This is a genomic window from Stenotrophomonas sp. LGBM10, assembly GCF_046736075.1.
In the GTDB taxonomy this organism is placed as follows: Bacteria; Pseudomonadota; Gammaproteobacteria; order Xanthomonadales; family Xanthomonadaceae; genus Stenotrophomonas.
In genome coordinates this window covers 3,396,319-3,422,202 of sequence record NZ_CP177163.1, presented here as the reverse complement: position 1 = coordinate 3,422,202, position 25,884 = coordinate 3,396,319, and the positions used below count along the sequence as shown (strand labels likewise).

General features: G+C 68.6%; 27 protein-coding genes. 24 read left to right on the top strand and 3 right to left on the bottom strand.

Annotation, left to right across the window (positions count from 1 at the left end):
• Positions 1 to 10: 10 nt before the first annotated feature.
• Together ACLB90_RS14975 and ACLB90_RS14970 are read left to right on the top strand one after the other, a co-directional pair.
• A complete protein-coding gene (locus ACLB90_RS14975) occupies positions 11 to 550 on the top strand; it encodes a hypothetical protein (protein ID WP_411850202.1) in 540 nt (179 codons plus the stop codon).
• Positions 551 to 633: 83 nt separating this feature from the next.
• Entirely contained in the window at positions 634 to 1,230 is a 597-nt protein-coding gene (locus ACLB90_RS14970) for a DUF1439 domain-containing protein (protein ID WP_411850201.1), read from the top strand.
• 45 nt (positions 1,231 to 1,275) lie between these two features.
• On the opposite strand, the gene ACLB90_RS14965 is transcribed toward ACLB90_RS14970, so the two are convergent.
• Positions 1,276 to 1,818, bottom strand: coding sequence for a type 1 glutamine amidotransferase domain-containing protein (locus tag ACLB90_RS14965; RefSeq protein WP_411850200.1), 543 nt, complete (start codon positions 1,816 to 1,818; stop codon positions 1,276 to 1,278).
• An 84-nt stretch (positions 1,819 to 1,902) separates the two neighbouring features.
• Positions 1,903 to 2,370, bottom strand: a complete 468-nt coding sequence (locus tag ACLB90_RS14960; RefSeq protein WP_411850199.1) for an SET domain-containing protein — start codon at positions 2,368 to 2,370, stop codon at positions 1,903 to 1,905.
• 175 nt (positions 2,371 to 2,545) lie between these two features.
• Between ACLB90_RS14960 and ACLB90_RS14955 the strand changes: the two genes are divergently transcribed.
• Genes ACLB90_RS14955 through ACLB90_RS14930 form a run of 6 tightly spaced genes read left to right on the top strand, consistent with a single transcriptional unit; the run spans position 2,546 to position 8,220 of the window.
• The gene (locus ACLB90_RS14955) at positions 2,546 to 2,998 is read left to right on the top strand and encodes an SUF system Fe-S cluster assembly regulator (RefSeq protein ID WP_411850198.1); all 453 of its coding nucleotides are present in this window, start codon (positions 2,546 to 2,548) and stop codon (positions 2,996 to 2,998) included.
• A 16-nt stretch (positions 2,999 to 3,014) separates the two neighbouring features.
• Entirely contained in the window at positions 3,015 to 4,490 is a 1,476-nt protein-coding gene (sufB, locus tag ACLB90_RS14950) for a Fe-S cluster assembly protein SufB (RefSeq protein WP_411850197.1), read from the top strand.
• Complete coding sequence (locus ACLB90_RS14945) at positions 4,487 to 4,894, top strand: lysozyme inhibitor LprI family protein (RefSeq protein ID WP_411850196.1); 408 nt, start codon at positions 4,487 to 4,489, stop codon at positions 4,892 to 4,894. Before sufB ends, ACLB90_RS14945 begins: the two co-directional genes overlap by 4 nt.
• A gap of 46 nt (positions 4,895 to 4,940) precedes the next feature.
• Positions 4,941 to 5,705: a Fe-S cluster assembly ATPase SufC gene (gene sufC, locus ACLB90_RS14940; RefSeq protein ID WP_411850195.1), complete on the top strand. Its 765-nt coding sequence runs from the start codon at positions 4,941 to 4,943 to the stop codon at positions 5,703 to 5,705.
• The gene (gene sufD, locus ACLB90_RS14935; RefSeq protein ID WP_411850194.1) at positions 5,705 to 6,967 is read left to right on the top strand and encodes a Fe-S cluster assembly protein SufD; all 1,263 of its coding nucleotides are present in this window, start codon (positions 5,705 to 5,707) and stop codon (positions 6,965 to 6,967) included. The genes sufC and sufD overlap by 1 nt, the downstream gene beginning before the upstream one ends.
• Positions 6,964 to 8,220 (top strand): cysteine desulfurase, encoded by a 1,257-nt coding sequence (locus ACLB90_RS14930; protein WP_411850193.1) that lies wholly within the window; start codon positions 6,964 to 6,966, stop codon positions 8,218 to 8,220. Before sufD ends, ACLB90_RS14930 begins: the two co-directional genes overlap by 4 nt.
• A 628-nt stretch (positions 8,221 to 8,848) precedes the next feature.
• On the opposite strand, the gene ACLB90_RS14925 is transcribed toward ACLB90_RS14930, so the two are convergent.
• On the bottom strand, positions 8,849 to 8,989 hold the full coding sequence (locus tag ACLB90_RS14925) for a hypothetical protein (RefSeq protein WP_411850192.1): 141 nt from the start codon (positions 8,987 to 8,989) through the stop codon (positions 8,849 to 8,851).
• 230 nt (positions 8,990 to 9,219) lie between these two features.
• Between ACLB90_RS14925 and ACLB90_RS14920 the strand changes: the two genes are divergently transcribed.
• The 16 genes from ACLB90_RS14920 to ACLB90_RS14845 all read left to right on the top strand — a co-directional run bounded on the left by ACLB90_RS14920 (position 9,220) and on the right by ACLB90_RS14845 (position 25,853).
• On the top strand, positions 9,220 to 9,741 hold the full coding sequence (locus tag ACLB90_RS14920; protein ID WP_411850191.1) for a sigma-70 family RNA polymerase sigma factor: 522 nt from the start codon (positions 9,220 to 9,222) through the stop codon (positions 9,739 to 9,741).
• Positions 9,738 to 10,697 (top strand): FecR domain-containing protein, encoded by a 960-nt coding sequence (locus ACLB90_RS14915; protein ID WP_411850190.1) that lies wholly within the window; start codon positions 9,738 to 9,740, stop codon positions 10,695 to 10,697. Before ACLB90_RS14920 ends, ACLB90_RS14915 begins: the two co-directional genes overlap by 4 nt.
• A gap of 92 nt (positions 10,698 to 10,789) precedes the next feature.
• Positions 10,790 to 13,492 (top strand): TonB-dependent receptor domain-containing protein, encoded by a 2,703-nt coding sequence (locus ACLB90_RS14910; protein ID WP_411850189.1) that lies wholly within the window; start codon positions 10,790 to 10,792, stop codon positions 13,490 to 13,492.
• Positions 13,493 to 13,505: 13 nt separating this feature from the next.
• Positions 13,506 to 14,102: a biliverdin-producing heme oxygenase gene (locus ACLB90_RS14905; RefSeq protein WP_411850188.1), complete on the top strand. Its 597-nt coding sequence runs from the start codon at positions 13,506 to 13,508 to the stop codon at positions 14,100 to 14,102.
• Position 14,103: 1 nt separating this feature from the next.
• Positions 14,104 to 15,237, top strand: a complete 1,134-nt coding sequence (locus tag ACLB90_RS14900) for a TonB family protein (protein WP_411850187.1) — start codon at positions 14,104 to 14,106, stop codon at positions 15,235 to 15,237.
• Between the two features lie 61 nt (positions 15,238 to 15,298).
• Positions 15,299 to 15,835: a GNAT family N-acetyltransferase gene (locus ACLB90_RS14895; RefSeq protein WP_411850186.1), complete on the top strand. Its 537-nt coding sequence runs from the start codon at positions 15,299 to 15,301 to the stop codon at positions 15,833 to 15,835.
• Positions 15,832 to 16,164: a non-heme iron oxygenase ferredoxin subunit gene (locus tag ACLB90_RS14890; protein WP_411850185.1), complete on the top strand. Its 333-nt coding sequence runs from the start codon at positions 15,832 to 15,834 to the stop codon at positions 16,162 to 16,164. Before ACLB90_RS14895 ends, ACLB90_RS14890 begins: the two co-directional genes overlap by 4 nt.
• Positions 16,165 to 16,260: 96 nt before the next feature.
• The gene (locus tag ACLB90_RS14885) at positions 16,261 to 16,650 is read left to right on the top strand and encodes a hypothetical protein (RefSeq protein WP_411850184.1); all 390 of its coding nucleotides are present in this window, start codon (positions 16,261 to 16,263) and stop codon (positions 16,648 to 16,650) included.
• Positions 16,651 to 16,808: 158 nt separating this feature from the next.
• Positions 16,809 to 19,094 (top strand): TonB-dependent receptor, encoded by a 2,286-nt coding sequence (locus ACLB90_RS14880; RefSeq protein WP_411850183.1) that lies wholly within the window; start codon positions 16,809 to 16,811, stop codon positions 19,092 to 19,094.
• A gap of 49 nt (positions 19,095 to 19,143) precedes the next feature.
• The gene (locus ACLB90_RS14875) at positions 19,144 to 19,833 is read left to right on the top strand and encodes a Fe2+-dependent dioxygenase (RefSeq protein ID WP_411850182.1); all 690 of its coding nucleotides are present in this window, start codon (positions 19,144 to 19,146) and stop codon (positions 19,831 to 19,833) included.
• On the top strand, positions 19,826 to 20,551 hold the full coding sequence (locus tag ACLB90_RS14870) for a tetratricopeptide repeat protein (protein WP_411850181.1): 726 nt from the start codon (positions 19,826 to 19,828) through the stop codon (positions 20,549 to 20,551). The genes ACLB90_RS14875 and ACLB90_RS14870 overlap by 8 nt, the downstream gene beginning before the upstream one ends.
• 159 nt (positions 20,552 to 20,710) lie before the next feature.
• Positions 20,711 to 21,142 (top strand): hypothetical protein, encoded by a 432-nt coding sequence (locus tag ACLB90_RS14865; RefSeq protein WP_411850180.1) that lies wholly within the window; start codon positions 20,711 to 20,713, stop codon positions 21,140 to 21,142.
• Between the two features lie 143 nt (positions 21,143 to 21,285).
• Positions 21,286 to 23,712, top strand: coding sequence for a TonB-dependent receptor domain-containing protein (locus ACLB90_RS14860; RefSeq protein WP_411850179.1), 2,427 nt, complete (start codon positions 21,286 to 21,288; stop codon positions 23,710 to 23,712).
• A gap of 128 nt (positions 23,713 to 23,840) precedes the next feature.
• Positions 23,841 to 24,476: a PepSY-associated TM helix domain-containing protein gene (locus tag ACLB90_RS14855; RefSeq protein ID WP_411850178.1), complete on the top strand. Its 636-nt coding sequence runs from the start codon at positions 23,841 to 23,843 to the stop codon at positions 24,474 to 24,476.
• Positions 24,477 to 24,501: 25 nt separating this feature from the next.
• Complete coding sequence (locus ACLB90_RS14850; RefSeq protein WP_017355781.1) at positions 24,502 to 25,020, top strand: DUF2271 domain-containing protein; 519 nt, start codon at positions 24,502 to 24,504, stop codon at positions 25,018 to 25,020.
• A 26-nt stretch (positions 25,021 to 25,046) separates the two neighbouring features.
• The gene (locus ACLB90_RS14845; protein WP_411850177.1) at positions 25,047 to 25,853 is read left to right on the top strand and encodes a DUF4198 domain-containing protein; all 807 of its coding nucleotides are present in this window, start codon (positions 25,047 to 25,049) and stop codon (positions 25,851 to 25,853) included.
• Positions 25,854 to 25,884: the final 31 nt, after the last annotated feature.

Genomic DNA, 25,884 nt, shown 5'->3' with positions numbered 1-25,884 from the left:
AGGGGTGCCGATGCGTTTTGCCAGTGTTCTGCTGCCGCTGCTCCTGATCGCCGGGTGCTCGTGCCAGCGCCAAGGCGATGCGGATGCGGTCGCCGACGTGGCGGCTGCCATGCCGCCAGGTGCCCGTGCCACGACCGCCCCGGCGACGGCTGCCGATACGGCGGCGGCCACGCCACCCGCGCCGCCCCCCAGCGCGGTGGCAGCCGGCGCGACCGACGAACCGGCCACCGTGCGCAACTACATCGGTGTGCTGCTGCGCGGGGACCGCGCCGCTGCTGCGGCGTACTGGCGCGGCGGCACCACCAGTACGCAGCCTGACGACGCCCCGCTTCACCATCTCACCGACGTGGTGTCGCTGCGGGTGGATACCGATACCCCGATCGCCCGCGACACGGCACACCCCTCGCGCCTGCGCGAGGTCCCGGTGCGCATCCGTGTACTCACCCGGCAGGGCACGCTGCACTACCACGGCTGGTATCGCCTGGCGCCCCGCGCCGACGGCAGCGGCTGGGAACTCAGCGGCGCGTCGCTGCAACCGACCCTGGACTGACCCGCAGCCCGGCGCGAACGCGTCAAAGCTGGATTCAGGCGAAGGCGCTATCGTTGGCGTCTCATTCCCCACGGCCTGCCGTCATGAACGTTCGCCCGATGTTGTCCCGCCTCGCCGCCTGCGCCGTTCTGCTGGCCGCCGCCATCGGCGCGCAGGCCGCGCCCACCGTGTCGGGCCGCCAGTTGTCAGTCGGTGCCGCCGATGTGCAGCAGTATCTGGATGGCAGCTTCCCGCGCACCCAGGATGCGCTGGGCGGCCTGATCGCGATGACCATGAGCCATCCGCAGCTCGCGCTGCCGCAGGGCAACCGCCTCGACCTCGGCTTCGACGTGGCCCTGGGCACCGCCGGCAGCGCGCCGGCGCCCTTGGGCAAGGTCAAGCTCAGCAGTGGCCTGCGCTACGACGCACAGACCCAGGGTTTCCACCTGGATCAACCCACCGTGGACGACTTCACCCCGGCCAACAACGGCGGCAAGCTCGACTCGCGTACCCGCGGCCTGCTCAACGCCTGGCTGACCGACTACGCGCGCCGCGAGCCGATCTACAAGATCGACCCCAGCGTGGCCGCCGTGCTCGGCGCATTGCAGGTGCAGTCGGCACAGGTGGAAAACGGCAAGCTGGTGGTCACCTTCAACCAGGACCTGGGCAAGCTGGTTCCGGCCGGCGTTCTCGGCCGCTGACCGCACGGTAGGCACCGACCGTTGGTCGGTGCACCCCTGCCCCCCCTACGCCGCCAATGCCTTGGCCACCGCATCGGCAAACGCCGGAATGTCGCCCGGCTTGCGGCTGGTGATGACATGCCCGTCCACCACCACCTCGGCGTCGGTCCATTCGGCGCCGGCATTGCCCAGGTCGGTCTTCAGCGACGGCCACGAGGTCAGGCGGTGGCCGCTGGCCAGGCCGGATTCGATCAGCAGCCACGGGCCGTGGCAGATCGCCGCCACCGGCTTGCCGGCCGCGCCGAAGGCCTTGATGAACGCAATCGCCTGCGCGTCGATGCGCAGCTTGTCCGGGTTGATCACCCCGCCGGGCAGCACCAGCGCGTCGTAGTCGTCGGCCGTTGCGCCCTGCAGCGGCTGGTCCACGGTCACGCTGTCGCCCCAGTCCTTGTCTTTCCAGCCCCGGATCTGCGCGCCGTCACCCGGCGCCACCACCTTGACCGTGGCGCCCCAGGATTCGAGCAGGCGCTTGGGTTCAAGCAGTTCGGACTGCTCGAACCCATCGGTGGCCAGGATCGCGACGTGTTTGCCGTTGAGTGCGTGTGCCATGAAAGGCTCCGTGGATGAAGGAGCCTGCAGTCTGCCGGCACCGCCATTGGGTGCCGGTGACCGCGATGTGCACGGGGCGTTGGCTCAGCGCTTGGGCTGCAGCATGGTCCCGGTGCACTTCTTCGCACCGCAGCGGCATTCCCAGATCTTCTTCAGGCGCGCGGTGTGGCGCTCGGCCAGGACGATGCCGTAGTTGTAGGTCAGCTCGTCGCCGGGCTGGATGTCCTTGATCGCCTCGATGAACACCTTGTCCTCGCGACGGTTGTCGCCCTCGGCTTCTTCGATCACCGCCTCGCAGTTCGGGTCGCAGCTGTGGTTGAGCCAGCGCGCATCGTTGCCCTTGTAGTTGGCATCGATGACGTAATCGTCGTTGAGGGTGAACAGGAAGGTGTGGCCACTCTCGACGTCACCGGTGTCGTCCGCATCGACATCGGCGTGGCTGCGCAGCAGCCCCTTGTACTGGATCACGCGCTCACCCTTGCTGATCGGCGCCAGCGCGAACACGCCATTGCCATGAATGGTGGACTTGCGCGCTTGGATCTTCTTGGGCATCTGGCTGGCCGTTGCGATGGGAAGCACCGATTCTCGCTTAATCTTTGTGATTGCCAAAGCTACACTGACGCCCGGGCGCCCCCGCGTGCCCCTGTCGGCGTCCTGAACGGGGTGGGTTGGATGCCCGGGGATAAAAGCGTACAATTTCAGTCCGCTTTATGGTTCTGCCCTCCCCATGCTCCGCGTCACCAAGCTCACCGATTACGCCACCGTCGTGCTGACCGTACTTGCCGCCCGCCCGGGCGAGGTGCTCAGCGCGACCGAACTGGCCGAGTTCGCCAGCCTTGAACCGCCGACCGTCAGCAAGCTGCTCAAGCCGCTTGCCCAGGCCGGCCTGGTGGAAGGCCTGCGCGGCGTGCGTGGCGGTTACCGCCTCACCCGGCCCGCCGAGCAGATCTCGCTGTTCGAGATCGTCGAGGCGATGGAGGGGCCGCTGGCCCTGACCGAGTGCAGCCACGACCACAGCCAGTGCGGCCGCGAGCTGCAGTGCGGTGCGCGCAGCAGCTGGCGGCTGATCAACGACGTGGTGGCCGAGGCCCTGCGCGCGGTCAGCCTGGCGCAGATCCTGCCCCCTCTTCCCCTTGTTGACGCCCACCGCCGCGCCATCGCGGCGGACGTCGTCTCCTGATCCACAGGCAGCCCCCATGGCCACCGATACTCTCGATACCGTCGCCGCCGGCGATACCCCCAACCGCGAGATCCACGAGCAGCTCGGCCGCAAGTACGCGGCGGGCTTCATCACGGAGATCGAATCGGACTCGCTGCCGCCTGGCCTGGACGAGGACACCATCCGTGCCCTGTCGGCCAAGAAGGACGAGCCGGAATGGATGACGCAGTGGCGCCTGGACGCCTACCGCCACTTCCTGACCATGCCGATGCCGGACTGGGCCAAGCTGCAGATCGCGGCGATCGACCTGCAGGCGCTGAGCTACTACTCCGCGCCCAAGGGCCCGAAGTACGCCTCGCTGGATGACGTGCCCAAGGAACTGCTGGACACCTACGACAAGCTGGGCGTGCCCCTGCACGAGCGCGCCAAGCTGGCCGGCGTCGCCGTGGACGCGGTGTTCGACTCGGTCTCGGTCGGCACCACCTTCCGCAAGGAGCTGGCCGAGAAGGGCGTGATCTTCTGCTCCATGTCCGAGGCCATCAAGGAACACCCGGAGCTGGTCAAGCAGTACCTGGGCAGCGTGGTGCCGGTGGGCGACAACTACTTCGCCGCGCTGAACTCGGCGGTGTTCTCCGACGGCAGCTTTGTGTTCATCCCCAAGGGCGTGCGCTGCCCGATGGAGCTGAGCACCTACTTCCGCATCAACGCCGGCCACACCGGTCAGTTCGAGCGCACCCTGATCATCTGCGAGGACAAGGCGTACGTGTCCTACCTGGAAGGCTGCACCGCGCCGATGCGCGATGAGAACCAGCTGCACGCCGCGGTGGTCGAGCTGGTGGCGCTGGAAGACGCCGAGATCAAGTATTCCACGGTGCAGAACTGGTACCCGGGCGACGAGAACGGCGTGGGCGGCATCTACAACTTCGTCACCAAGCGTGCCGAATGCCGCGGCGCACGCAGCAAGGTCACCTGGACCCAGGTCGAAACCGGCTCGGCGATCACCTGGAAGTACCCGTCCTGCGTGCTGCTCGGCGACGACTCGGTGGGCGAGTTCCACTCGGTGGCGCTGACCCATCACCGCCAGCAGGCCGATACCGGCACCAAGATGATCCACATCGGCAAGCGCACCAAGAGCAAGATCGTCAGCAAGGGCATCAGCGCCGGCCGCGGCCAGAACACCTACCGGGGTCTGGTCAAGGTGGACCGCAATGCCGACGGCGCGCGCAACTACACCCAGTGCGACTCGCTGCTGATTGGCAAGAAGTGCGGCGCACACACCTTCCCGTACATCGAGGTCAAGAACCCGAGCGCGACGGTGGAGCACGAGGCGACCACCTCCAAGATTTCCGACGACCAGCTGTTCTATTGCCGCGCGCGCGGCATCGACCAGGAGAATGCGGTGTCGATGATCGTCGACGGCTTCTGCAAGCAGGTCTTCCGCGAGCTGCCGATGGAATTCGCGGTGGAAGCCAAGAAGCTGCTGGAAGTCAGCCTGGAAGGCTCGGTCGGATGAAGACCCTGCTCGCTCTCGTCCTGCTGCTGGGTGCCACATGGCCGGCGTTCGCGCAGAGCGCCGACTGCAACCCCGGCGGCAACCAGATGGAACTCAACGCCTGCGCCGCGCAGGAACTGCAGCAGGCCGACGCCGCGCTCAACGCCGTGTATCGCCAGGTGCTGGCCAAACACGCCGGTGAAGCGGTCGCGCTGGAGAAGATCAAAGCCGCCCAGCGGCTGTGGATCCAACTGCGCGACGCCGACCTGGAGGCGCGTTATCCGGTAGGCAAGGACGAGAACCCGCGCGTCCTGTACGGCTCGATGTACCCGATGCTGTATGCCGGCTACAAGGCCGCGCTGACCGAAACCCGCACCACCTACCTGCGCAACGAATTCCTGGAGCGCAGCGAATACGACCTCTGAGTCGCGCTGCACGCCCAACCCCCTATCTGACAAGACGACTATCGCAATGTTGAAGATCGACAACCTGCACGCCCGCATCGGCGACAAGGAAATCCTCAAGGGCCTGTCGCTGGACGTGAAGCCTGGCCAGGTGCACGCCATCATGGGCCCCAACGGCGCCGGCAAGTCCACCCTGGGCAACGTGCTGGCCGGCCGCGACGGCTATGAGGTCAGCGAAGGCAGCGTCCAGTTCGAAGGCACCGACCTGCTCGAACTGGCGCCCGAAGAGCGTGCTGCCGCCGGCCTGTTCCTGGCCTTCCAGTACCCGGTGGAAATCCCCGGCGTGAACAACACCTACTTCCTGCGTGCCGCGCTCAACGCGCAGCGCAAGGCACGTGGCCAGGAAGAACTGGATTCCATGCAGTTCCTCAAGCTGGTGCGCCAGAAGCTGGCCGTGCTGCACCTGAAGGACGAACTGCTGCACCGTGGCGTCAACGAAGGCTTCTCCGGTGGCGAGAAGAAGCGCAACGAGATCTTCCAGCTGGCGGTGCTCGAGCCGAAGCTGGCCATCCTGGACGAAACCGACTCCGGCCTGGACATCGACGCGCTCAAGAGCGTAGCCGACGGCGTCAACGCACTGCGCTCGCCGGACCGCTCGTTCCTGGTCATCACCCACTACCAGCGCCTGCTCGACTACATCAAGCCGGACGTGGTGCACGTGCTGGCCGACGGGAAGATCGTGCAGAGCGGCGGCCCGGAACTGGCGCTGGAACTGGAAGCCCACGGCTACCACTTCCTGAAGGACCGCGTGGTGCCGGAGGCGGCGGTCTGATGAGCGCCCTGCTCGATTCCCTCGCCAGTGGCTTCTGCGGCAGCGACGCCCGTCGCGCCGAGCTGGATGCGGCGCTGCAGGCCGGCCTGCCGGGTCCGCGCACCGAAGCCTGGAAGTACACCTCGCTGCGCCAGCTGGAACGCCGCAGCTTCCGCCCGGCGCCGCTGGCCGCCGGCGACGTCGACCCCGCGCTGCTGGCCGACATCCCGTCGCCGCGCCTGGTGTTCGTCAACGGCCGCCCGTCCGAGGCACTGAGCGACCTGGCGGCCCTGCCGGCCGGCGTGCAGGTGCAGACCCTGTCCTCGGCACTGGCCGGCGGCGAAGACGCGCTGCGCTTCCTCGGCCGCCGTTTCGAGCGCAGCGACGAGATCTTCGCCCGCCTCAACGCCGCCCTCGCCGACGAAGGCGTGCTGGTGCGCGTGGATGACAACGCACAGATCGAGCTGCCGCTGCAGCTGGTGTTCGTCAGCGTGGCCGGCGACACCGACCTGGCCTGGCACCACCGCCACCTGATCGAACTGCGTGCCGGCGCCTCGCTGGGCGTGATCGAGCACCACCTGCATGTGGGCGATGTCGCCCACCTGGGCAACACCCTCGTGCATGTGCACCTGGCGCAGGACGCCGTGCTGGCCCATGCCCGCGTGCAGGCCGATGGCGTGCGCGCCACCACGCTGCTGCGCACCGACGCCGTGCTGGCCCGCAACGCCCAGTACCGCCGCATCGATTTGGAGCTGGGCGCCGCACTGAGCCGCCACGAGCTCAACGTGCGCCTGGAAGGCGACAACGCCCAGCTGACCGCCAACGGCGTGCTGCTAGGCAATGGCCGCCGCCATGTCGATACCCGCCTGGGCATCGACCACATCGCACGTGATACCGCCTCGGAAATGCTGTGGCGTGGCGTGGCCGCCAACCGCAGCCGCGTGGTCTTCCACGGCGGCATCCACATCCGCGAAGGCGCCGATGGCACCGACGCCAACCTGTCCAACAAGAACCTGCTGCTCTCGGCCGATGCCGAGATCGATACCCAGCCCACGCTGGTGATCGACGCCGACGAGGTGAAGGCCGCGCACGGTGCCACCGTGGGCCAGCTCGACGCCAATGCGCTGTTCTACCTGCGCTCGCGCGGCCTGCCCGCCGACCAGGCGCAGCAGCTGCTCAGCGCGGCGTTCTGCCACGAACCGCTCAAGGTGCTCGACGCGCGCCTGACCGAGCAGCTCGCCCGTCACCTGGACCGCGCGCTGGCACAGGCAGGCCTGGCATGAACCTGTCCACGCCGCGCCCGGTCGTGCCCACCGACAGCGCCCCCGACTGGGAGCGCGTGCGCCTGGACTTCCCGCTGCTGATGCGCGAAGTGCACGGCAAGCCGCTGGTGTACTTCGACAACGCCAACACCGGCCAGAAGCCGGTGCAGGTGATCGGCGCGGTGGACGAGTTCTACCGCCGCTACAACGCCAACGTCAGCCGTGCCGTGCACGCGCTGGGCACCGAAGCCACCGATGCCTACGAGGGCGCGCGCACCAAGCTGGCGCGCTTCCTCAACGTGCGCGCCAGCGAGCTCGTGCTTTGCAGCGGCACCACCTTCGCGCTCAACCTGGTGGCCTACTCGTGGGCGCTGCCGCGCCTGAAGGCCGGCGACGTCATCCTGGTCTCGCGCATGGAGCACCACGCCAACATCGTGCCGTGGCAGCTGGTCGCCCAGCGCACCGGCGCGACCATCCGCGTTGCCGAGATCACCCCGGAAGGCGCGCTCGACCTGGACGCCCTGCGCAAGGCCATGACCCCCGAGGTCAAGCTGCTTGCCGTCGCCCACGTCTCCAACGTGCTGGGCACGGTGAATCCGGTCCGCGAGATCTGCCGGGAAGCGCGCAAGCGCGGCATCATCACCGTGGTGGACGGCTCGCAGGCCGTGCCGCACCGCAAGGTCGACATCGCCGCGATCGGCTGCGACTTCTACGCCATCACCGGCCACAAGATGTGCGGCCCCACCGGCACCGGCGCCCTGTGGGCCCGACGCGAGCACCTCGATGCCATGCCCCCGTTCCTGGGTGGCGGCGAGATGATCAAGGAAGTCAGCTTCGAGGGCACCGTGTTCAACGACGCCCCGCACAAGTTCGAGGCCGGCACCCCCAACATCGCCGGCTTCATCGGCCTGGGTGTGGCGGTGGACTACCTGGAAACGCTCGGCCTGGAGCACGTGGAAGCACGCGAGGCCGACCTGCTGGCGCACTTCACCGAAGAGCTGAACAAGATCGACGGCCTGCGCATCTTCGGCACCACGCCGGACAAGGCCGCCGTGGTCTCCTTCCTGATCGACGGCGCACACGCACACGACCTGGCCACCCTGCTCGACCTGGAAGGCGTCGCCGTACGCTCCGGGCAGCACTGCGCACACCCGCTGCTGCAGTATTACGGCGTGGCGGCCACGTGCCGTGCTTCGCTTGCGTTCTACAACACGCATGACGAAATCGAGCGGTTCATTGCGGCGTTGAACAAGGTGCGCAAGCTGCTGGGGTGATCGCCTCACTTCAGTGCCGGAACCTGCAACGCCGCGGAAAACCGCGGCGTTGTCGTATCTGGACAACGGTATCCGTCCGTCGTGCATTGCTACCGGTGTGACGCCGTAGTGGACCGCTGCCGATAGCAGTGTCGCGCCGGCGTTCCAATGACTCAGCCGGTCATGAAGGCTGCCACGGTAAAAGCAACAACCGTAATCGCCAACAACACGCGTATTGCAACCATCTCGCCGCGAACCTGACGCAGAGCCCGTGACGACGACAGCAATCTACAAACGCAGCATCGTTACAACCCCATACACGATCAGAACTGCGTATGTGGCCACAACGCCCCTCAACACCCACCGTGTTCCAGCAGGAACGCTCAGCCCCTGATGCGTCATTGCGAGAATGAACACTCCACGCAGGCACGCGAACCACCAATCCACTTTCTGAATACCAACCCTGCGCAGCACATTCGGGTGTGACTTATCCATCCTTACAAGAAGAACGTGCGCGGCAACAGCGTTAACCCACGCAGCAAGCGCCACGATCATGAGAATCATGGAGATCACCCAACCACACCGATCGTCGACATCACCATTGCGAAGAAGGAGCTGAGAAGAAACACGGCCATTACGCAGCCGATAGTCATTCCGCCCGCCTTTCCTTCATCCCCCCACCCACGGCAGCAATAGCGGCAAAACTCGCAAAGAATGACGCCAAGGAAACGACGGATAGCGACGCCGCCAGCTTGCAGTTCTTGGTCACGAAATCCACGAACTTATCCATCACCTTCCTTCAGCGATCGTCAATAACCAATTTGCTATCGAAAACTGATACTCGAATCCCAGCGGCTATCGTTGTATCCACCTACATTTCAACGCGGCTTCTTCCTATGCACTGATGCTGCAGCGCAATCAGGCGGCGCGCTTGTGCGGTCCCCAGTACGCCACCCCCACCCTCCCGGCCCGCCCCCAATCATGCAATAATGCGAACACTTCTCATTTGCATAGATCGCAATGTCGTCCCCGGTCGTCTCCCCTGATGCGCTCGCCTCGCTGTTCCGTGAGCATCACCGCTGGCTGCTTGCGCGGCTGAGCCGCCAGATGCGCTGCCGCTGGGACGCCGAGGATCTGACCGCCGAGACCTTCACCCAGGTGGCGGCCTCCCGCACGCCGCTGGCGAGCATCGTGGAGCCGCGTGCATTCCTGACCACCATCGCCAAGCGGCTGCTGTTCCACCTGCGCCGCCGGCGGGACCTGGAGCAGGCCTGGCTGGAACAGCTGCGGCACAGCCCGGAGGCGTTTTCGCCCTCGCCGGAGGAGCGCGCCCTGCTGCTGGAAACGGTGCTGCTGGTCGACCGGGCCATGCAGGGGCTGCCGGCCGCCGCCCGCGCGGCGTTCCTCTACAGCCAGCTGGACGGCCTGGGCCACGACGAGATCGCGCGCCGCCTCGGGGTGTCGGTGCGCACGGTGGGCCGCTACCTGCGCCAGGCCTGGCAGTGCTGTCTGGAGGATCTGCGCGAGGCGGCGACCGGATGAGCGCGACCACGCCCGAGCGGGCCGCGATGGCCGCGGCGATCGACTGGATGGTGCTGCTGCAGTCCGGCCGCGCGGGGGCCGATGCGCCCGTGCGCCTGCAGGACTGGCTGGATTCGGCCCTGCTGCATCGGCAGGCGTGGGACGAACTGCAGCAGGTGCAGCACCGCTTCGAACGGCTGCGCGACGTGGCCGCACAGCACCCGGGCCAGACCCAGCAGGCGCGCGACCTGCTGCTGCGCCCGGCGCGGCGGACCGCGCTGCGCTCGCTGGCCGTGCTCACCGTGACCGGCGCAGGCGCGGCCGCGTGGGCCGACCGCCAGTTCCCGCTGCGCGAGCTGGGCGCGGACCTGCGCACCGCTACCGCGCAGCGCCGCCGCTTCGCGCTGGACGACGGCAGCAGCGTGGTGCTCGATGCGCGCAGCGCGGTGGATGTGGTCTTCGACGGCAGCCGTCGCCAGCTGTGGCTGCGCCGTGGCCGGGTGTTGCTGGAGGCCGCCGCCGACCCGCGCCCGCTGCTGCTGCATGGCCTGTACGCGCAGGTGGCGCTACTGCGCGGCAGCGTGATGGTGGAGCGCGACGATGACGGCAGCACCCTGTCGGTGCTGCGCGACCACGCGGTGCTGCACGGCGACGATGGCAGCCGGTTGCAGGTGCAGGCCGGCTTCTCCGCGCGCGCCAGCGTGCGTGGGCTGGCCGCCGCCGGCCCCGTTCCCGCGCAGGCGACCGACTGGGTGCGCGGGCAGGTCAGCCTGGACAACGCCCCGTTGTCAGCCCTGATCGCACGGCTGCGCCCGTACCGCCCCGGCTTCCTGCGCGTGTCCGATGCCGCCGCCGCGCTGCGCGTGCAGGGCGTGTTCGCGCTGGACGACAGCGATCGCACCCTGCGCGCGCTGGCCGAAACCCTGCCGCTCACGATCCGCCAGTACGGCCCGATCACCCTGATCGACCGCCGATGAACGCCGACTTTCATTTTTCTGCCGCCGCCGTGTCCGGTTTTCCGCGCTCGATACACACCTCTATCCGAACCCCCTATTCGGACGCCGTATCGATGCCTGCCTCACGCCTGTTCCGCCCTTCCTGCCTCGCCCTGGCCCTGTCGCTGGCCACCACCGCCCCGCTGGTACACGCGCAGACCGCACCCAGCGCGTCCGCCGCGCTGGACTACCGCATCGAGGCCGGCCCGCTGGGTGCCACGTTGAACCGCATCGCCGCCGATGCCGGGCGCACCCTGTCGGTGGACCCGGCCCTGGTCCGTGGCCTGCGCGCGCCGGCCATCGAGGGCCGCATGTCCGCCGAGCAGGCCGCCGCGCAGGCTCTGCAGGGCAGCGGGCTGGAGCTGGCCACCACCGCCAGCGGCGCGCTCACCGTGCAGCGCGCGCCGGCCAACGGCGTGCAGCGCGTGGGCACACTGCGCGTGCAGGGCGACCAGGGCAACCGCACGCTCCTGGGCAATGACCGCCTCAACCCGGCCGACCGGCCCTACGCCTCGCCGCAGTCCGGCGCGTACCTGTCGCAGGAGCAGATCGAGCGCTTCCGCGGCACCCAGGCCGGCGACATCTTCAAGAGCGTGCCGGGCGTGCTCAACGGTGACAACCGCAACTCCGGCGCGCTGGATCTCAACATCCGCGGCATGCAGGGCTTCAACCGCGTGCCGGTGGTGATCGACGGCAGCCAGCAGCAGGTCACCGTGTACCGCGGCTACGCCGGCGTGGCCGGGCGCAGCTACATCGATCCGGACATGATCGGCGGCATCAACATCGAGAAAGGCCCCAGCGCAGGCGCCGAAGGCGTGGGCGCGATCGGCGGCGTGGTCAGCATGCGCACGCTCAACGCCGAGGACATCATCACCGGCGACAAGGACTGGGGCATCCGCCTCAAGGGCGGCTTCAGCGACAACAGCACCTCGCCTCCCCCGGCCTACACCACCGGCGGCCTGCGCAACGGCGGGCAGTTCCTGACCGACTGCGGGGGCGGCCGCACCTGCACCCGCCAGCCGGTGCCGACCTCCTTCGCCGACGACACCGGCATGGACCGCCCGAGCACCGGCACGCCCACCGGCGGCAGCGGCAGCCTCGCCGTGGCCAGGCGCTGGGACCAGTTCGAGGTGGTCGGCGTCTACGCGCGCCGCAAGACCGGCAACTACTTCGCCGGCGAGAACGGCCCCAACGCGCCGGAACCGGTGTTCTCCACCCGGCGCACCACCGACAGCCGCGGGCGCTGGGTGGAGTACACCACGGTCAGCTTCGAGGGCCTGAACCGCTTCCGCGCCGGCGAGGAGGTCCTCAACACCTCCGTGGACAACCAGTCCTGGCTGCTCAAAGGCACCTGGAAGCCCACCGCGCACCAGGCGCTGGAGCTGGGCCACATGAAGTTCCAGAGCCGCTACGGCGAGCTGATGCCCTCGGCGATCCTGCGTGGCGAAGGTGCGCTGCAGTCGGCCCTGAGCGATGTGGACGCCGATACCTGGACCGCGCGTTACCGCTGGAACCCGGACAACGACCTGATCGACTTCAAGGCCAACGCCTGGAAGACGATGCTCGACAACACGATCCGCAACACCTACTCGTTCCCGGCGCTGCCGCCGGAGTTCACCTACATCGAAGTGACCTACCGGCAGGCCGAACGCTGGGGCATCGACGCCACCAACACCTCGCGCTTCATCACCGGCTGGGGCGACATGGCGCTGCAGTACGGATTCACGCACGGCAAGGAAGACGTGCACCCGATCAGCGAGACGCAGAGCTTCAGCAGCAACAACGCCAAACGCGAGGAAAGCAGCGCCTTCCTGAGCGGTGAGTGGGTGCCCACCGACTGGCTGAAGGTGGACGCGGCGGTGCGCCACACGCGCTACAAAAGCTACGACCGCCTGATCAGCCAGGTCCCGTCGAACACGCGGCCGATCACCTATACGCCCACGCACCTGGAAGGGCGTGGCAATGGCACCACGCCGATCGCCGCACTGACCTGGATGCCGATCGACGGGGTGCAGGTGTATGCGCGCTACGCCGAAGCCATGCGCATGCCCGGGCTGTTCGAGACGAGCGCGGGCCCGGTGCCGACCACGCGCCCGATGGACCTGCGTCCCGAGCACGCCAAGAACCGCGAGTACGGCGTCAACCTGCTGCGCGATGGCCTGTTCACCGGCAGCGACAAGGCGCGCCTGAAGGTGGCCTACTTCGACAACCACGTGAAGGACTACCTGACCCGCACCACGATGCAGCTGGACGGCTGGGTCTCCGCACCGGTGATCGAGAACATCGACCGCGCCGACTTCAAGGGCTATGAGCTCAGCGCCGAGTACAGCACGCCGCGCTTCTTCGGCGAGCTGTCGGGCACGTACTACACGTACACCAACTTCTGCCACAGCGGCCGCGCGTATCCCACCCGGACCGAGGCGTGCCACGCCGGCGGCGTCAACGAGAGCTATGCCAGCAACCACATCCCGCCGCGCGCGGCCGGTGCGCTGACCCTGGGCACCCACCAGTTCGAGCAGCGCCTCACCGCCGGCACGCGGGTCAGCTACACCGGCCACCGGCCGATGCGCGAGGCCGGCGCCAGCCTGATCCCCGTGGTGGATTGGGGCTCCTACGTGCTGGTGGACCTGTTCGCCAACTACCGCCTCAACGACCACGTCGCCCTCGACCTCACCGTCGACAACCTCACCGACCGCTACTACATGGACGCCATGACGCTGGGCCTGATGGCCTCGCCGGGGCGCACGGTGCGGTTGGGCTTCACCGTGAACTTCTAAGGAGCGCCCGCCCATGTCCACGACATCCCCCATTGCCGCCACACCCACCCGCAGCCAGCGATTGAAGGCGGCGACCCACGCCACCCACGACCGGCTCGACCAGCGCATCATGCGTGGCGACCCGTTCGCGTCCACCGACAACTACCGCCGCTTCCTGCGCGTGCAGTACCGCTTCCACCGCGACATCGCCGCGCTGTACGCGATGCCGGCGCTGCACGCGCTGGTGGACGATCTGGCCGAGCGCCACCGCCTGCAGGAGCTGGTGGCCGATCTGGCCGATCTCGGCGAACCGGTACCGGCCGATGACGGCCGCGCACTGCCGGCCGACGTCGATCTGGCCACGGCGCTGGGATGGCTGTACGTCGCCGAGGGTTCCAACCTCGGCGCGGCGATTCTGTTCAAGCTGGCCGCACGCATCGGCCTGGATGAAACCCGCGGAGCGCGTCACCTGGCCGGGCATCCGGAAGGGCGCGCGCGGCACTGGCGGCAGTTCACCGCCGCGCTGGACGGCGCCGCACTGGACCCGGCGCAGGAGCAGCACATGATCGACGGCGCCACCCAGGCATTCGTGCGCGTGCACGGCTATGTCGAACAGGCGTTCGCTGCCTGAGATGGACGCCACCCTGCCCACCCTCGCCATCCCGGCCGCCCGCCCACGCCACCGCGTGGTGCGCGTCGGTTACCTGCTGCTCGGGCTGCTGATGGTGGGCCTGGGCATCATCGGCGCGCTGCTGCCGGTGATGCCCACCACCATTTTCATGATCCTGGCGGCGGCCTGCTTCGGCAGATCGTCGCCCCGCTTCGAGCGCTGGCTGCTGCAGCACCCCCGATTCGGCCCGCCACTGGTGCTGTGGCGCGAGCAGGGGGCGATGTCTCGCCGCGCCAAGGCCTTCGCCTGCGGCGGCATGGCGTTCGGCTTCGCCACGTTCTGGTACTTCGCCCATCCCTCGTTCGTGCTGTGGATCGCCGTGGCCATCGGCATGGGTGGGTGCGCGCTGTACCTGCTGTGCCGCCCGGTACCGCGCGGCACCCCGCCCAGCCGGCTGCTGCAGTTCGCCGAGCGTCACGCGCACGGCCTCGCCGCCGTGTTCACGGCCCTGGCCCACGTCACCTTCGTCGCCCTGCTGCTGTGGACCCGCGCGCACACCGCGCCGGACCTGCCACCCCCGCCGGCCGAGCGCACGCAGTTGGTGCTGTTGCCCCCCCGCGCGCCGGAAGTGCCGCTGGAAGAGATCGTTGCGCCCACCCCGAGCACGGCTGCATCGGTGCAGAAGCAGAAGCCCGAGCCGCCCCGCCCGCTGCCGGACACTCCGCCGCGCGCCGCGGCGAACTGGGTGATTCCGCCGCCGACGCCACCGCTGCCCACCGTTGAATCGCCTGCCCCGCGGCAGCAGGAGGCCTCGGTCGCCGCCGCGCCGGTCACCCCGCCGCTGCCGCCCGGCCCCAGTGAAGCCACGCCCGGCCGCGACAGCTGGGAAGGCCGCGTCATGGCACGGCTGGAGCGCTTCCGCCGCTACCCCAATGCAGCGCGCGCGCGGCGCCAGGAAGGCATCGCGCAGGTCCGCGTGAGCCTGGCCCGCAACGGCACCCTGCTGGCGCTGTCGCTGGAACAGTCGTCCGGCTTCCCGCTGCTCGACCAGGCCGCACTGGAAACCTTCCGCCGCGCCGCGCCGCTGCCGGCCGTGCCCGACGAACGCCCGGCGCCGGTGGAACTGTCGTTCCCGGTGGAGTTTTTCATGCGCTGAGGGTGGGCGACACGGCGACGGCGGGTTCCGGGTCCGCGCACGCCCGCCTAGAATGTGCCCCATGACCACCCTCACCTTCCGTGCGGCCACGCTGGCCGACATCCCCGCCCTCGTTGCCCTTGTCACGTCTGCCTACCGGGGCGATGCCAGCCGCGCCGGCTGGACCACCGAAGCGGACATGCTCGACGGCGCCCGCATCGACCCGCAGGGCCTGCAGGCCGATATCGAACGCCCGCGCAGCACCATCCTGCTGGCCGAACGCGAGGGCCGGCTGCTGGCCTGCGCGCACGTGGCCGACGACCACGGCAAGGGCTATTTCGGCATGTTCGCGGTCGAACCGACCCTGCAGGGCGGCGGCGTGGGCAAGCAGGTGATGGACGCTGCCGAAGCCCATGCAGCCGCGACGTGGCAACTGGACGTGATGCAGATGACGGTGATCGACATCCGCGACGAGCTGATCGCCTTCTACGAGCGCCGTGGCTACCGCCGCACCGGAATCAAGAAGCCGTTCCCCTACGGCGACGCGCGTTTCGGCATTCCCAAGCGCGACGACCTGCAGTTCGAGATCCTCGAAAAGCCGCTGGTGGCCCAGGCATGAGCGAGACCTGGACCTTCGTCTGCGCCAGCGCCGAGCTGCTGCCGGGCGAGATGAAGAGCACCTTCGACGAAGTGACCGGCACGCCGATCGTGGTGTTCAACCTGGACGGCGAGCTGTATGCGCTGGAAGACCAGTGCACGCATGACGAGTTCGAGCTGTCCTCGGGCACCTTCGACACCGCCGAGGGCAGCATCGAGTGCGTGCTGCACGGGGCGCGCTTCGACATCCGCGACGGCCGCGCCCTGTGTGCGCCGGCCTACTCGCCGGTGTCCCGGTTCCCGGTCAAGCGCGAACACGATGCGGTCTGGACCCGCGACGACCGCGACTGACCGGTTTTGACGCCTGAATGGCGGGTCTTTGATAACGCGAATTGTTGCTATTAACATAGGCATTGCGGCGCTTTGGCCGCTCCTGCCCGGTCCTTCGTGCTTCGTCGCCGCCCCCGCTTCGGTATCGCCGCCCTGTGGGCCACGCTCTGCGTGGTGCTGCTGGGCCTGGCGTGGCTGGGCGGCAATGGCCGGCCGGGCGCGCCCGGCAACCCCGCCGCTGCGTTCGATGCGCCGGGCCACAGCGCCCCCAGCCTCATCTCCCATGCCCCGCCGGCGCCTGCTCCAGGCCCCGAGGTGGTGCACGCGGCCGGCCTGGGCAGCGAGGCCGGCGGCGACGCCGAGTCGGACAGCACTGCCACCCGCCGCGCCAGCCACCGTACCCCGTGGATCGCCCGGGTACCGCTGTGGCGCGCCGACGCGCTGCGCTGGCAGCGGCTGGAACCCGCGCTGCGGCTCAATCCCGGCCACGCCCCTCCCTACGCCTGATCCCGGCGTCAACGCCCTGCGTTGATGCCCTGCACGCCTGCGCGCCGCGGCGTTGTGGGCCGTGCCTGCCCGCTCATGTCTGCTGTCTTCCCGCCCCACACCCACCGGCCGCGACGCTCCGCCTGTTCCGGCCCCTGTCCGTATCCCCAGGAAATCCCATGACCGTCCGCCCCACTCCGCTGTCGTCCGCCCTGCTGCTGGCCATCGCCGCCCCCGCCCTGGCCCACGCCGAGACCGATGCCGCCACCGATCCGCAGCGCGCCACCGAACTGGATGGCGTGGATGTGCACGGTGAACGCGTGCGCGCGCAGTCGTCCAAGTTCACCGCGCCGCTGCTGGACACCCCCAAGTCGGTCAGTGTGATTTCCCAGCAGGTGATCGAGCAGACCGCCGCCACCACCCTGCTCGATGCGCTGCGCACCGTCCCCGGCATCACCTTCGGCGCCGGTGAAGGCGGCAACCCGACCGGCGACCGTCCCTTCATCCGTGGCTTCGACTCGGCGTCGGACATCTACGTGGACGGCCTGCGCGATGCCGGCAGCCAGACCCGCGAAGTGTTCGCGATCGAGCAGATCGACGTGGTCAAGGGCCCGAGCTCGGCCTACTCCGGCCGCGGCTCGGCTGGCGGCACCATCAGCCTGGTCAGCAAGACCCCGAAGCTGGACAACTTCGTGCAGGGCTCGCTGGCCGCCGGCACCGACAGCTACCGCCGCGGCACGCTGGATGCAAACCAGGTGATCGGTGACGGCATCGCCGCCCGCGTGAACATCATGAGCCACGATGCCGATGTGGCCGGCCGCGACGCGGTCAACAGCAGCCGCTGGGGCATCGCGCCGTCGCTGGCGTTCGGCCTGAACGGTCCGACCCAGGCGGTGATCAGCCACTACCACATGGAAACCGACGACCTGCCCGACGCCGGCGGCTTCCCGTACAACAACCCGTTCACCAGTGGCCCCAACCTGCAGCTGAACGGCGACGGCAGCCCGATCGTGACCAACCGCGATGCGTTCTACGGCCTGGTGGACCGCGATTTCCAGAAGACCAAGGCAGACATCACCACGCTGAATCTGTCGCACGACTTCGGCGGCATCGTCCTGCGCAACATCACCCGCTACGGCGACACCCGCAACGACTACCTGTGGACCCAGCCGGACGACAGCAAGGGCAACCCGAACCTGTTCGGCACGATCTGGCGCCGCACCAACTCGCGCGCCACGCAGACCGACAGCTTCGTCAACCAGACCAGCGTCACCGGCGAGCTGGAGACCGGCCCGCTGCGCCACAGCTTCACGGCCGGCGTGGAATACAGCGATGAGAAGACCGTACGCGGCAACTACGTGATCGGCGACGTGGTGCGCCCGAACGGCCAGACCACCGGCGGCACCAACAACCCGGTCACCGGCAACCAGAGCTGCCCGACCACCGGCGCGGCCACCGGTTACAACTGCACCGACCTGACCAACCCGAACCCGAACGACCCGTGGTCGGCGACCCACACCGTCACCCGCAGCAACCCGCTCAACGATGCGCGCCAGACCACCCGCACCACGTCCGCCTATGTGTTCGACACCATCAGCTTCAGCGAACAGTGGATGCTGAACCTGGGCGCGCGCTTCGACGACTACAGCACCCACCTGTTCAGCCCGACCGCGGCGGCCAACGCGCAGCACCTGCGCAACGACACCTCGTTCTGGAATGGCCAGGCCGGGCTGGTCTACAAGCCGGTCGCCAACGGCAGCATCTACCTGTCGTGGGGCACCTCGTCCACGCCGGTGGGCGTGGATGCCGGCGACGGCGCCGACGGCATCACCGCCACCATCAAGGATCTCGAACCGCAGCGCAGCCGCAACATCGAGCTGGGCACCAAGTGGGACCTGTTCGATGCCCGCCTGTCGCTGACCGGTGCGATCTTCGAGACCGAGATGACCAACGCGCGCGTGCTCAGCGACGCGGGCACCACCCAGAACGCGGGCCGCAAGAAGGTCAAGGGCGCCGAGATCGGCTTCAGCGGCACCATCGTGGAGGGCTGGCAGGTGTTCGGTGGCTACACCTACCTGGATGCGGTGGTCGAGGACAACGGCTTCCTGCTGGTCAACGGCGTGTACGTGCCTTCGCCGTACAACGGCAACCAGTTCCCCAACACCGCCAAGCACAGCGCCAGCCTGTGGACCACCTGGGCCCCGTCGTTCGTGCCCGGCCTGAGCCTGGGCGCCGGCGCCAACTACGTGGACAAGGTGTACGGCAACGTCAACAACACCAAGTGGGTGCCGTCGTACACCCGCTGGGACGCGATGGTGGGCTACCAGTTCAACCCGCGCTACAGCCTGCAGTTGAACGTGCAGAACCTGACCAACAAAACCTACTTCACCAAGGCGTACGCTTCGCACTTCGCCGCCATCGCGCCGGGCCGTTCGGCAACGCTGGCGTTCAACTTCAAGTTCTAAGCCACACGCCACCTCCCGCGCGCCTGCGCGGGAGGTGTTGGAGCCGACCATGCTGCTGCACATTCCCGACGTTCTCACCGCCGAGCAGGTCAGCCTGGCCCGCCGGCAACTGGCCACCGCCGGCTGGACCGACGGGCGCCTGACGGCGGGCTATCAGTCCGCGCAGGCCAAGCACAACCTGCAGTTGCCCGAGGCCGACCCGGCCGCCCGCGCGATCGGCTCGATCATCCTCGACGCGCTCGGCCGCAACAGCACCTTCTTCTCCGCCGCACTGCCGCGCCGCATCTTCCCGCCGCTGTTCAACTGCTACCAGCCGGGGCAGACGTTCGGGTTCCATGTGGACAACGCCGTGCGCTACGACTACAGCGCCGCCGGCCAGCCGCAGCCGGTGCGCACCGACCTGTCGGCCACCCTGTTCCTGAGCGATCCGGACGAGTACGAGGGGGGCGAACTGGTCATCGAAGACACCTACGGCAACCAGCGGGTCAAGCTGCCGGCCGGCCACATGGTGCTCTACCCCGGCACCAGCCTGCACCAGGTCACCCCGGTCACCGCCGGGGCGCGGCTGGCGTCCTTCTTCTGGATCCAGAGCATGCTGCGCGACGACGGCCAGCGCCGCCTGATGTGGGACCTGGACGTGTCCATCCGCCGCCTCACCCACGATCACCCCGAACACCCCGCGCTGGTCAATCTCACCGGCGTGTATCACAACCTGCTGCGGCAGTGGGCCGATGTCTGAGCCAGCAGGCGGCGCGCTGGACGCCGATGCGCTGGCCGCCCTGATGCAGCGCGATCCCGCTGCGGCGCTGGCCGTGCTGGACGCCACCGCGCAGCGCGGCGACGCGCAGGCGCAGTTCCTGCTTGGCCAGGCGCGCATGGAAGGCCGCGGGCTGGCGCAGGATGCCGCCGCCGCCGTGCTGTGGTTCGAGCGCGCCGCCAACGGCGGGCTGGCCATCGCCGCCAACATGCTGGGGCGCTGCCATGAGCTGGGCACCGGCACCCCGGTCAACCTGGAACTGGCCGTGGTCTGGTACCGCCGCGCCGCCGAGGCGGGGCTGGACTGGGGCCTGTACAACCTGGCCAACCTGGTGGGCACCGGGCGCGGCACCGCACGCGACGAGCGCGCCGCGTACGCGCTGTACCTGCAGGCAGCCCAGCGCGGGCATGCCAAATCAATGAACCTGGTGGGCCGCTGCCTGGAAGACGGCATCGGCGTGGCGGCCGACCCCGCCGCCGCCCCGGCGTGGTACCGGCGTTCGGCCGAGGCCGGCGACTTCCGCGGCCAGGCCAGCCATGCCTCGCTGCTGCTCGCGGCCGGCCAGGTGGACGCAGCAGTGAGCTGGCTGCAGCGCGCGCTCGCCACCGGCAGCCCGTCGTTCCAGGCCCATATCCGCCCGCTGCTTGCCGCCTCCCCGCATGCGCAGGTCCGCGCCCTGCTGGACGACGGCAGCGTCTGACTACAGTCGCAAATCATTCGCATTTGCGTCGGATAACCAATCTCACCTACAATCCCGCCGCCCCACGCCCCACCCTGCGCCGCTGGCCACCCGCCTGCGCCGCCGCCGGCGCGTGGCTGTCGGGCCGTAGCCTCATCCAACGCCGTCCAGGAAATCGACTTGCGCCATCCGCACCGCCACCGCAGCTTCGCTCCCGCCATGCGCGGGCAGCGTCCGGCGTTGGCCACGGTGCTGGCCTGGCTGGCCCTGCTGTCGATGCTGCTGGCCATCCTGCCGATGCTCGGGCACGCCGTGCCCGGCAGCGCGCACCTGGTGCAGGCGCCGATGGAAGAACGCCTGCCCGGCGGCGGCGAATCCGCCCCGCAGGAAGAGGCCCCGGCCAAGCCGCGCCGGCTCGCCAGCGCGCGCGCCGCCGTTGCACCGCCTCGGGTCCCGTCCGCCACCGCGGCAGACGGGCTGGACGCCCTGATGGCCACGCTGGTGGCCGCGCCACCGCAGGTGGCCCCCTCGATCGATTCGGCACCGGCCACGCCGCTGCCTGCTGCCCCCGGCCTGCGCGTCCAGCGCGGCCAGGCGCCCCCGCAGGGCTGATACCGGTCACGGCCGACGCCACCGCGTCGCGCTGCCGGTACCACCGCTGCCTGCCCGCCTTGCGGGCGCTTCCCTGATCCCCTGCAGGTGCCGAGGCCGATGGCCCGGGCCCGCGCATCCGTCTTTCTTTCGAGGTATTGCTCATGGCCCTGCGCCAGCGTCGCCGCACGTCCCTGTCCCGCCACACCCTGTCCATCGCCCTGCTCAGCGCGCTGTCGGCGCCGGCCTTCGCCACCGGCAGCGGTGCCCCGCAGACCCTGGACAAGGTGGTGGTCACCGCCTCGGGCTTCGAACAGAAGATCACCGATGCGCCGGCCAGCATCAGCGTGGTCAGCCGCGAAGAACTCAGCAAGCGCCCGTACACCAGCCTGGTCGACGCGCTGCGCGACGTCGAAGGCATCGACGTGGGCATGGAAACCACCGACAAGAACGGCCGCGCCACCATCTCCATGCGCGGCATGCCGTCCGAATACACCCTGGTGCTGATCGACGGTCGTCGCCAGAGCAATGTCGGCCAGCTGTACCCGAACAACTTCGGCGGCGGCCAGTTCGCCTACCTGCCGCCGCTGGATGCCATCGAACGCATCGAAGTGGTGCGCGGCCCGATGTCCACCCTGTACGGCTCGGACGCGATGGGCGGGGTGATCAACATCATCACCCGCCGCAACCAGGACACCTGGCACGGCTCGGTCACCCAGGGCTTCACCGTGCAGCAGGACGACCAGTTCGGCGATGCGCGCACCACCGACGTGTACCTGAGCGGCCCGCTGGTCAAGGACCGCATCGGCCTGTCGGTGCGCGGCAGCTACTACGATGCCAAGGCATCCAACCCGGAATGGGATGACCTGCCGCTGCCCGATGGCACGCTGTGGGCACGCAGCATCGGCTTCGGCGGCGGCGGCAAGGCCGTGGCCAACACCAACTGGAACACCGGCCTGCGCCTGAGCTTCACCGTCAATGACGACCACGATCTGTGGCTGGACTACGACGTCTCGCGGCAGAAGTACGACAACAGTGAAGGCCAGACCGGCACGCTGGACAGCCTGGCCAGCCTGTGGCGCGTGGGCAATGCCACCATTCCCAACCCGAACGGCACCGGTACCACCACCCGCCGCGTGGTGCAGCCGCGCGTGGGCTATACCGCCTACCAGCGCTATGAGCGTGACCAGCTCGCGCTGACCCACCAGGGCCGTTACGACTTCGGCACCTGGCAGACCACGCTGACCCACACCACCAGCAACAACCTCGGCCGCTCGCTGCCGCTGACCCTGGACGAGCGCGCCGACCTGCAGACCCTGTGGAACGACGTGTGCCGCCGCACCGGCGCAGCCAACAACTGCGCCGCCGGCCGCGGCAACGCGCTGACCGCCCTGAACCCGGCCGAGCTGGCGCGGCTGCAGGCCTTCCTGCCGCGTCCGCTGCGCACGATGGAACTGGAAGGCATCGTGCTCGACACGATGCTGGACATGACCTTCGGTGCGCACAAGCTGACCGTGGGCGGCCAGTACACCGACACCGACATGACCGACGGCGTGTTCGGCATGGACGGCAACGGCTACCAGGACAACGTGAAGCAAAAGCACCGCATGTCGTCGGTGTTCGCCGAGGACAACTGGTCGCTGACCGATACGCTGACCGCCACCGTCGGCCTGCGCTACGACCACCACAACATCTTCGGCAGCCACCTCAGCCCGCGCGGCTATCTGGTGTGGAACGCCAGTGACGCGTGGACCGTCAAGGGCGGCGTGAGCACCGGCTACAAGACGCCGCGCCCGGACCAGCTGTTCCCCGGCGTCACCGGTTTCGGTGGCCAGGGCGTGCTGCCGCTGGTGGGTTCGCCCAACCTCAAGCCGGAAACCAGCACCAACTATGAGCTGGCCGCCTACTACGAAGGCGCCGACTGGGGCTTCAACGTCACCGGCTTCTTCAACCAGTTCGACGACAAGATCGCCAGCGGCGGCACGTTCCCGAACTGCGAGGTCGCCCCGGCTGGCGGCGGCTACTGCGTGGACGTGGGCCCGGGCTGGGCCGAGCTGGGCTACAGCACGTTCACCCAGAGCGTGAACGTGGACAAGGCCGAAACCAAGGGCGTGGAAGCGGCCGCGTACGTGGACCTGCGGGACAACCTGCAGCTGCGCGGCAACTACACCTACACCCGCTCCGAGCAGACCAGCGGCGTGGACAAGGGCAAGCCGGTGGGCGGCACCACCACCCCGGCCCGGCACATGGCCAACGCCAGCCTGAACTGGCAGATCAACGACGCGGTCAGCCTGTCGCTGACCGGCGAAGGCCGCTACGACCGCTACCGCGACACCCTGGTGACCAACGTCGGCGGCGTGAGCACCTCGCAGGTGCGCTACTACGAGGACTACACCCTCTTCCACCTCGGTGGCAGCTGGAACATCACCCCGTGGCTGACCCTCAACGCACGCGTCAACAACCTGTTCGACAAGGACTTCGTGTCCCAGTCGTGCGTGCTCATCAGCGACAGCGAGTACAACTGCGTGGATGACTATGCGACCAAGGACCAGCGTCGCAGCTACTGGATGTCGCTGAACGCGAAGTTCTGAGGCGCCGCCCGACCAACGGTCGGGCGCTGGTGGGTGCCGACCGTTGGTCGGCACACCCCTCCCGCCCAAAATTGCGAACCATTCTCATCAATGGTGTAATTCGCCATTCAGTTCCTCATCCCCTGCCTGTGGCCACTCCCCCCTCCAGCGTGCAGCAACAACAAAGCCGCGGCTTCTGGCTGCGCACGCTGCACCAGTGGCACTGGATCAGCTCAGCCGTCTGCCTGATCGGCATGCTGTTGTTTGCCGCCACCGGCATCACCCTCAACCACGCGGCCAAGATCGAAGCCAAACCGGTAGTAGTCAGCCAGCAGTTGACGCTGCCGGCCGACCTGCTGGGCACGCTCGGCGACCGCGCCGACGGTCATGCCCCGCTGCCGCGCAAGGCCAGCCGCTGGCTCGATGCCCAGTTGGGCATCGCCATCGGCCGCCGCCCGGCCGAGTGGTCCGATGGCGAAATCTATCTCTCCATGCCCAGCCCCGGCGCCGACGCCTGGCTGAGCATCGACCGCGACTCCGGTGCCGTGGAATACGAATCCACCGCGCGCGGCTGGGTCTCCTATTTCAACGACCTCCACAAGGGCCGCAACGCCGGCCCGGCGTGGGGCTGGTTCCTGGACATCTTCGCCGTTGCCTGCCTGGTCTTCTGCATCACCGGCCTGTTCCTGCTGCACCTGCACGCCCGCCAGCGCCGCATGACCTGGCCGCTGGTCGGGCTGGGCCTGCTGGTGCCGCTGCTGATCGCCCTGATCCTCATCCATTGACCGTTTTCCTTTCCGGAGCCGCACCATGCGCGTCACCCTGACCATTGCCCTGAGCGGCCTGCTGGCCACCTCGCCGGCCTATGCCACCACGCTGGACATCAACGTCGAGGTGCCCAAGCTCAACGTCGCCGAGTACCACCGGCCCTACGTCGCGGTGTGGCTGGAAGGCGCCGACCAGAAGGTCGCCGCCAACCTGTCGGTCTGGTACCAGCAGACCAGCAACAGCGAAGGCCACGGCACCAAGTGGCTGCCCGACCTGCGCCAGTGGTGGCGCAAGAGCGGCCGCACGCTGGACGTGCCGGTGGACGGTGTCACCGGCCCGACCCGCCCGGTCGGCAAGCACGCGCTGTCGTTCTCCGACAAGCAGCCGGCACTGAAGGCCCTGGCGCCGGGCAACTACACGCTGGTGGTGGAAGCGGTGCGCGAAGTCGGCGGCCGTGAACTGCTCAAGATCCCCTTCACCTGGCCTGCCACGTCCGCACAGACCGGCAAGGCCCAGGGCAGCACCGAGCTCGGCCTGGTCACGCTGTCGGCCAAGCCCTGATTCTTTCCCTTTCCCTGGAGTTTTTGATGAAGCGCACGCTCGTCCTAGCCGCCGCCCTGGCCGCCGCCCTTCCGTTCTCCGCCCTGGCCCACAAGGCCTGGCTGCAGCCCTCGCAGACCGTCATCGCCGGCAACAACCCGTGGATCACCGTCGATGCGGCCGTGTCCAACGACCTGTTCTACTTCAACCACGTGCCGCTGCGCCTGGACAACCTGGTGATCACCGCACCGGACGGCACCACCGTGCAGCCGCAGAACGCCTCCACCGGCAAGTTCCGCAGCGTGTTCGACGTTGAGCTGACCCAGCAGGGCACCTACCGCCTGGCCACCGTCAACAACGGCCTGTCGGCCACCTGGGACGAAGATGGCAAGCCCAAGCGCTGGCGCGGTACCGCCGCCACCTTCGCCAGCGAAGTGCCGAAGAAGGCCAAGAACCTGAAGGTGTCGCAGTCGGTCGGCCGCGTGGAAACCTTCGTCACCAACGGCACCCCGAACGACACCGCACTCAAGCCCACCAAGCAGGGCATCGAAATGGTTGCGCTGGCCCATCCCAACGACCTGGTTGCCGGCGAGCCGGCCTCCTTCCGCGTGCTGGTCGATGGCAAGCCGCGCGCCGGCCTGGCATTCGAGATCACCCGCGGCGGCACGCGCTATCGCAACGCCCAGGACGAGATCAAGGTCACCACCGACAAGAAGGGCGAGTTCACCGTCACCTGGCCCGAGGCCGGCATGTACTGGCTGGAAACCGGCACCGAAGACAAGAAGGTGTCCGTCAAGCAGGCCAAGACCCGCCGCCTGAGCTACGTCGCCACCCTGGAAGTGCTGCCGCAGTAACCGTACGCCGGGCCCTGCCCGGCGTGCCTGC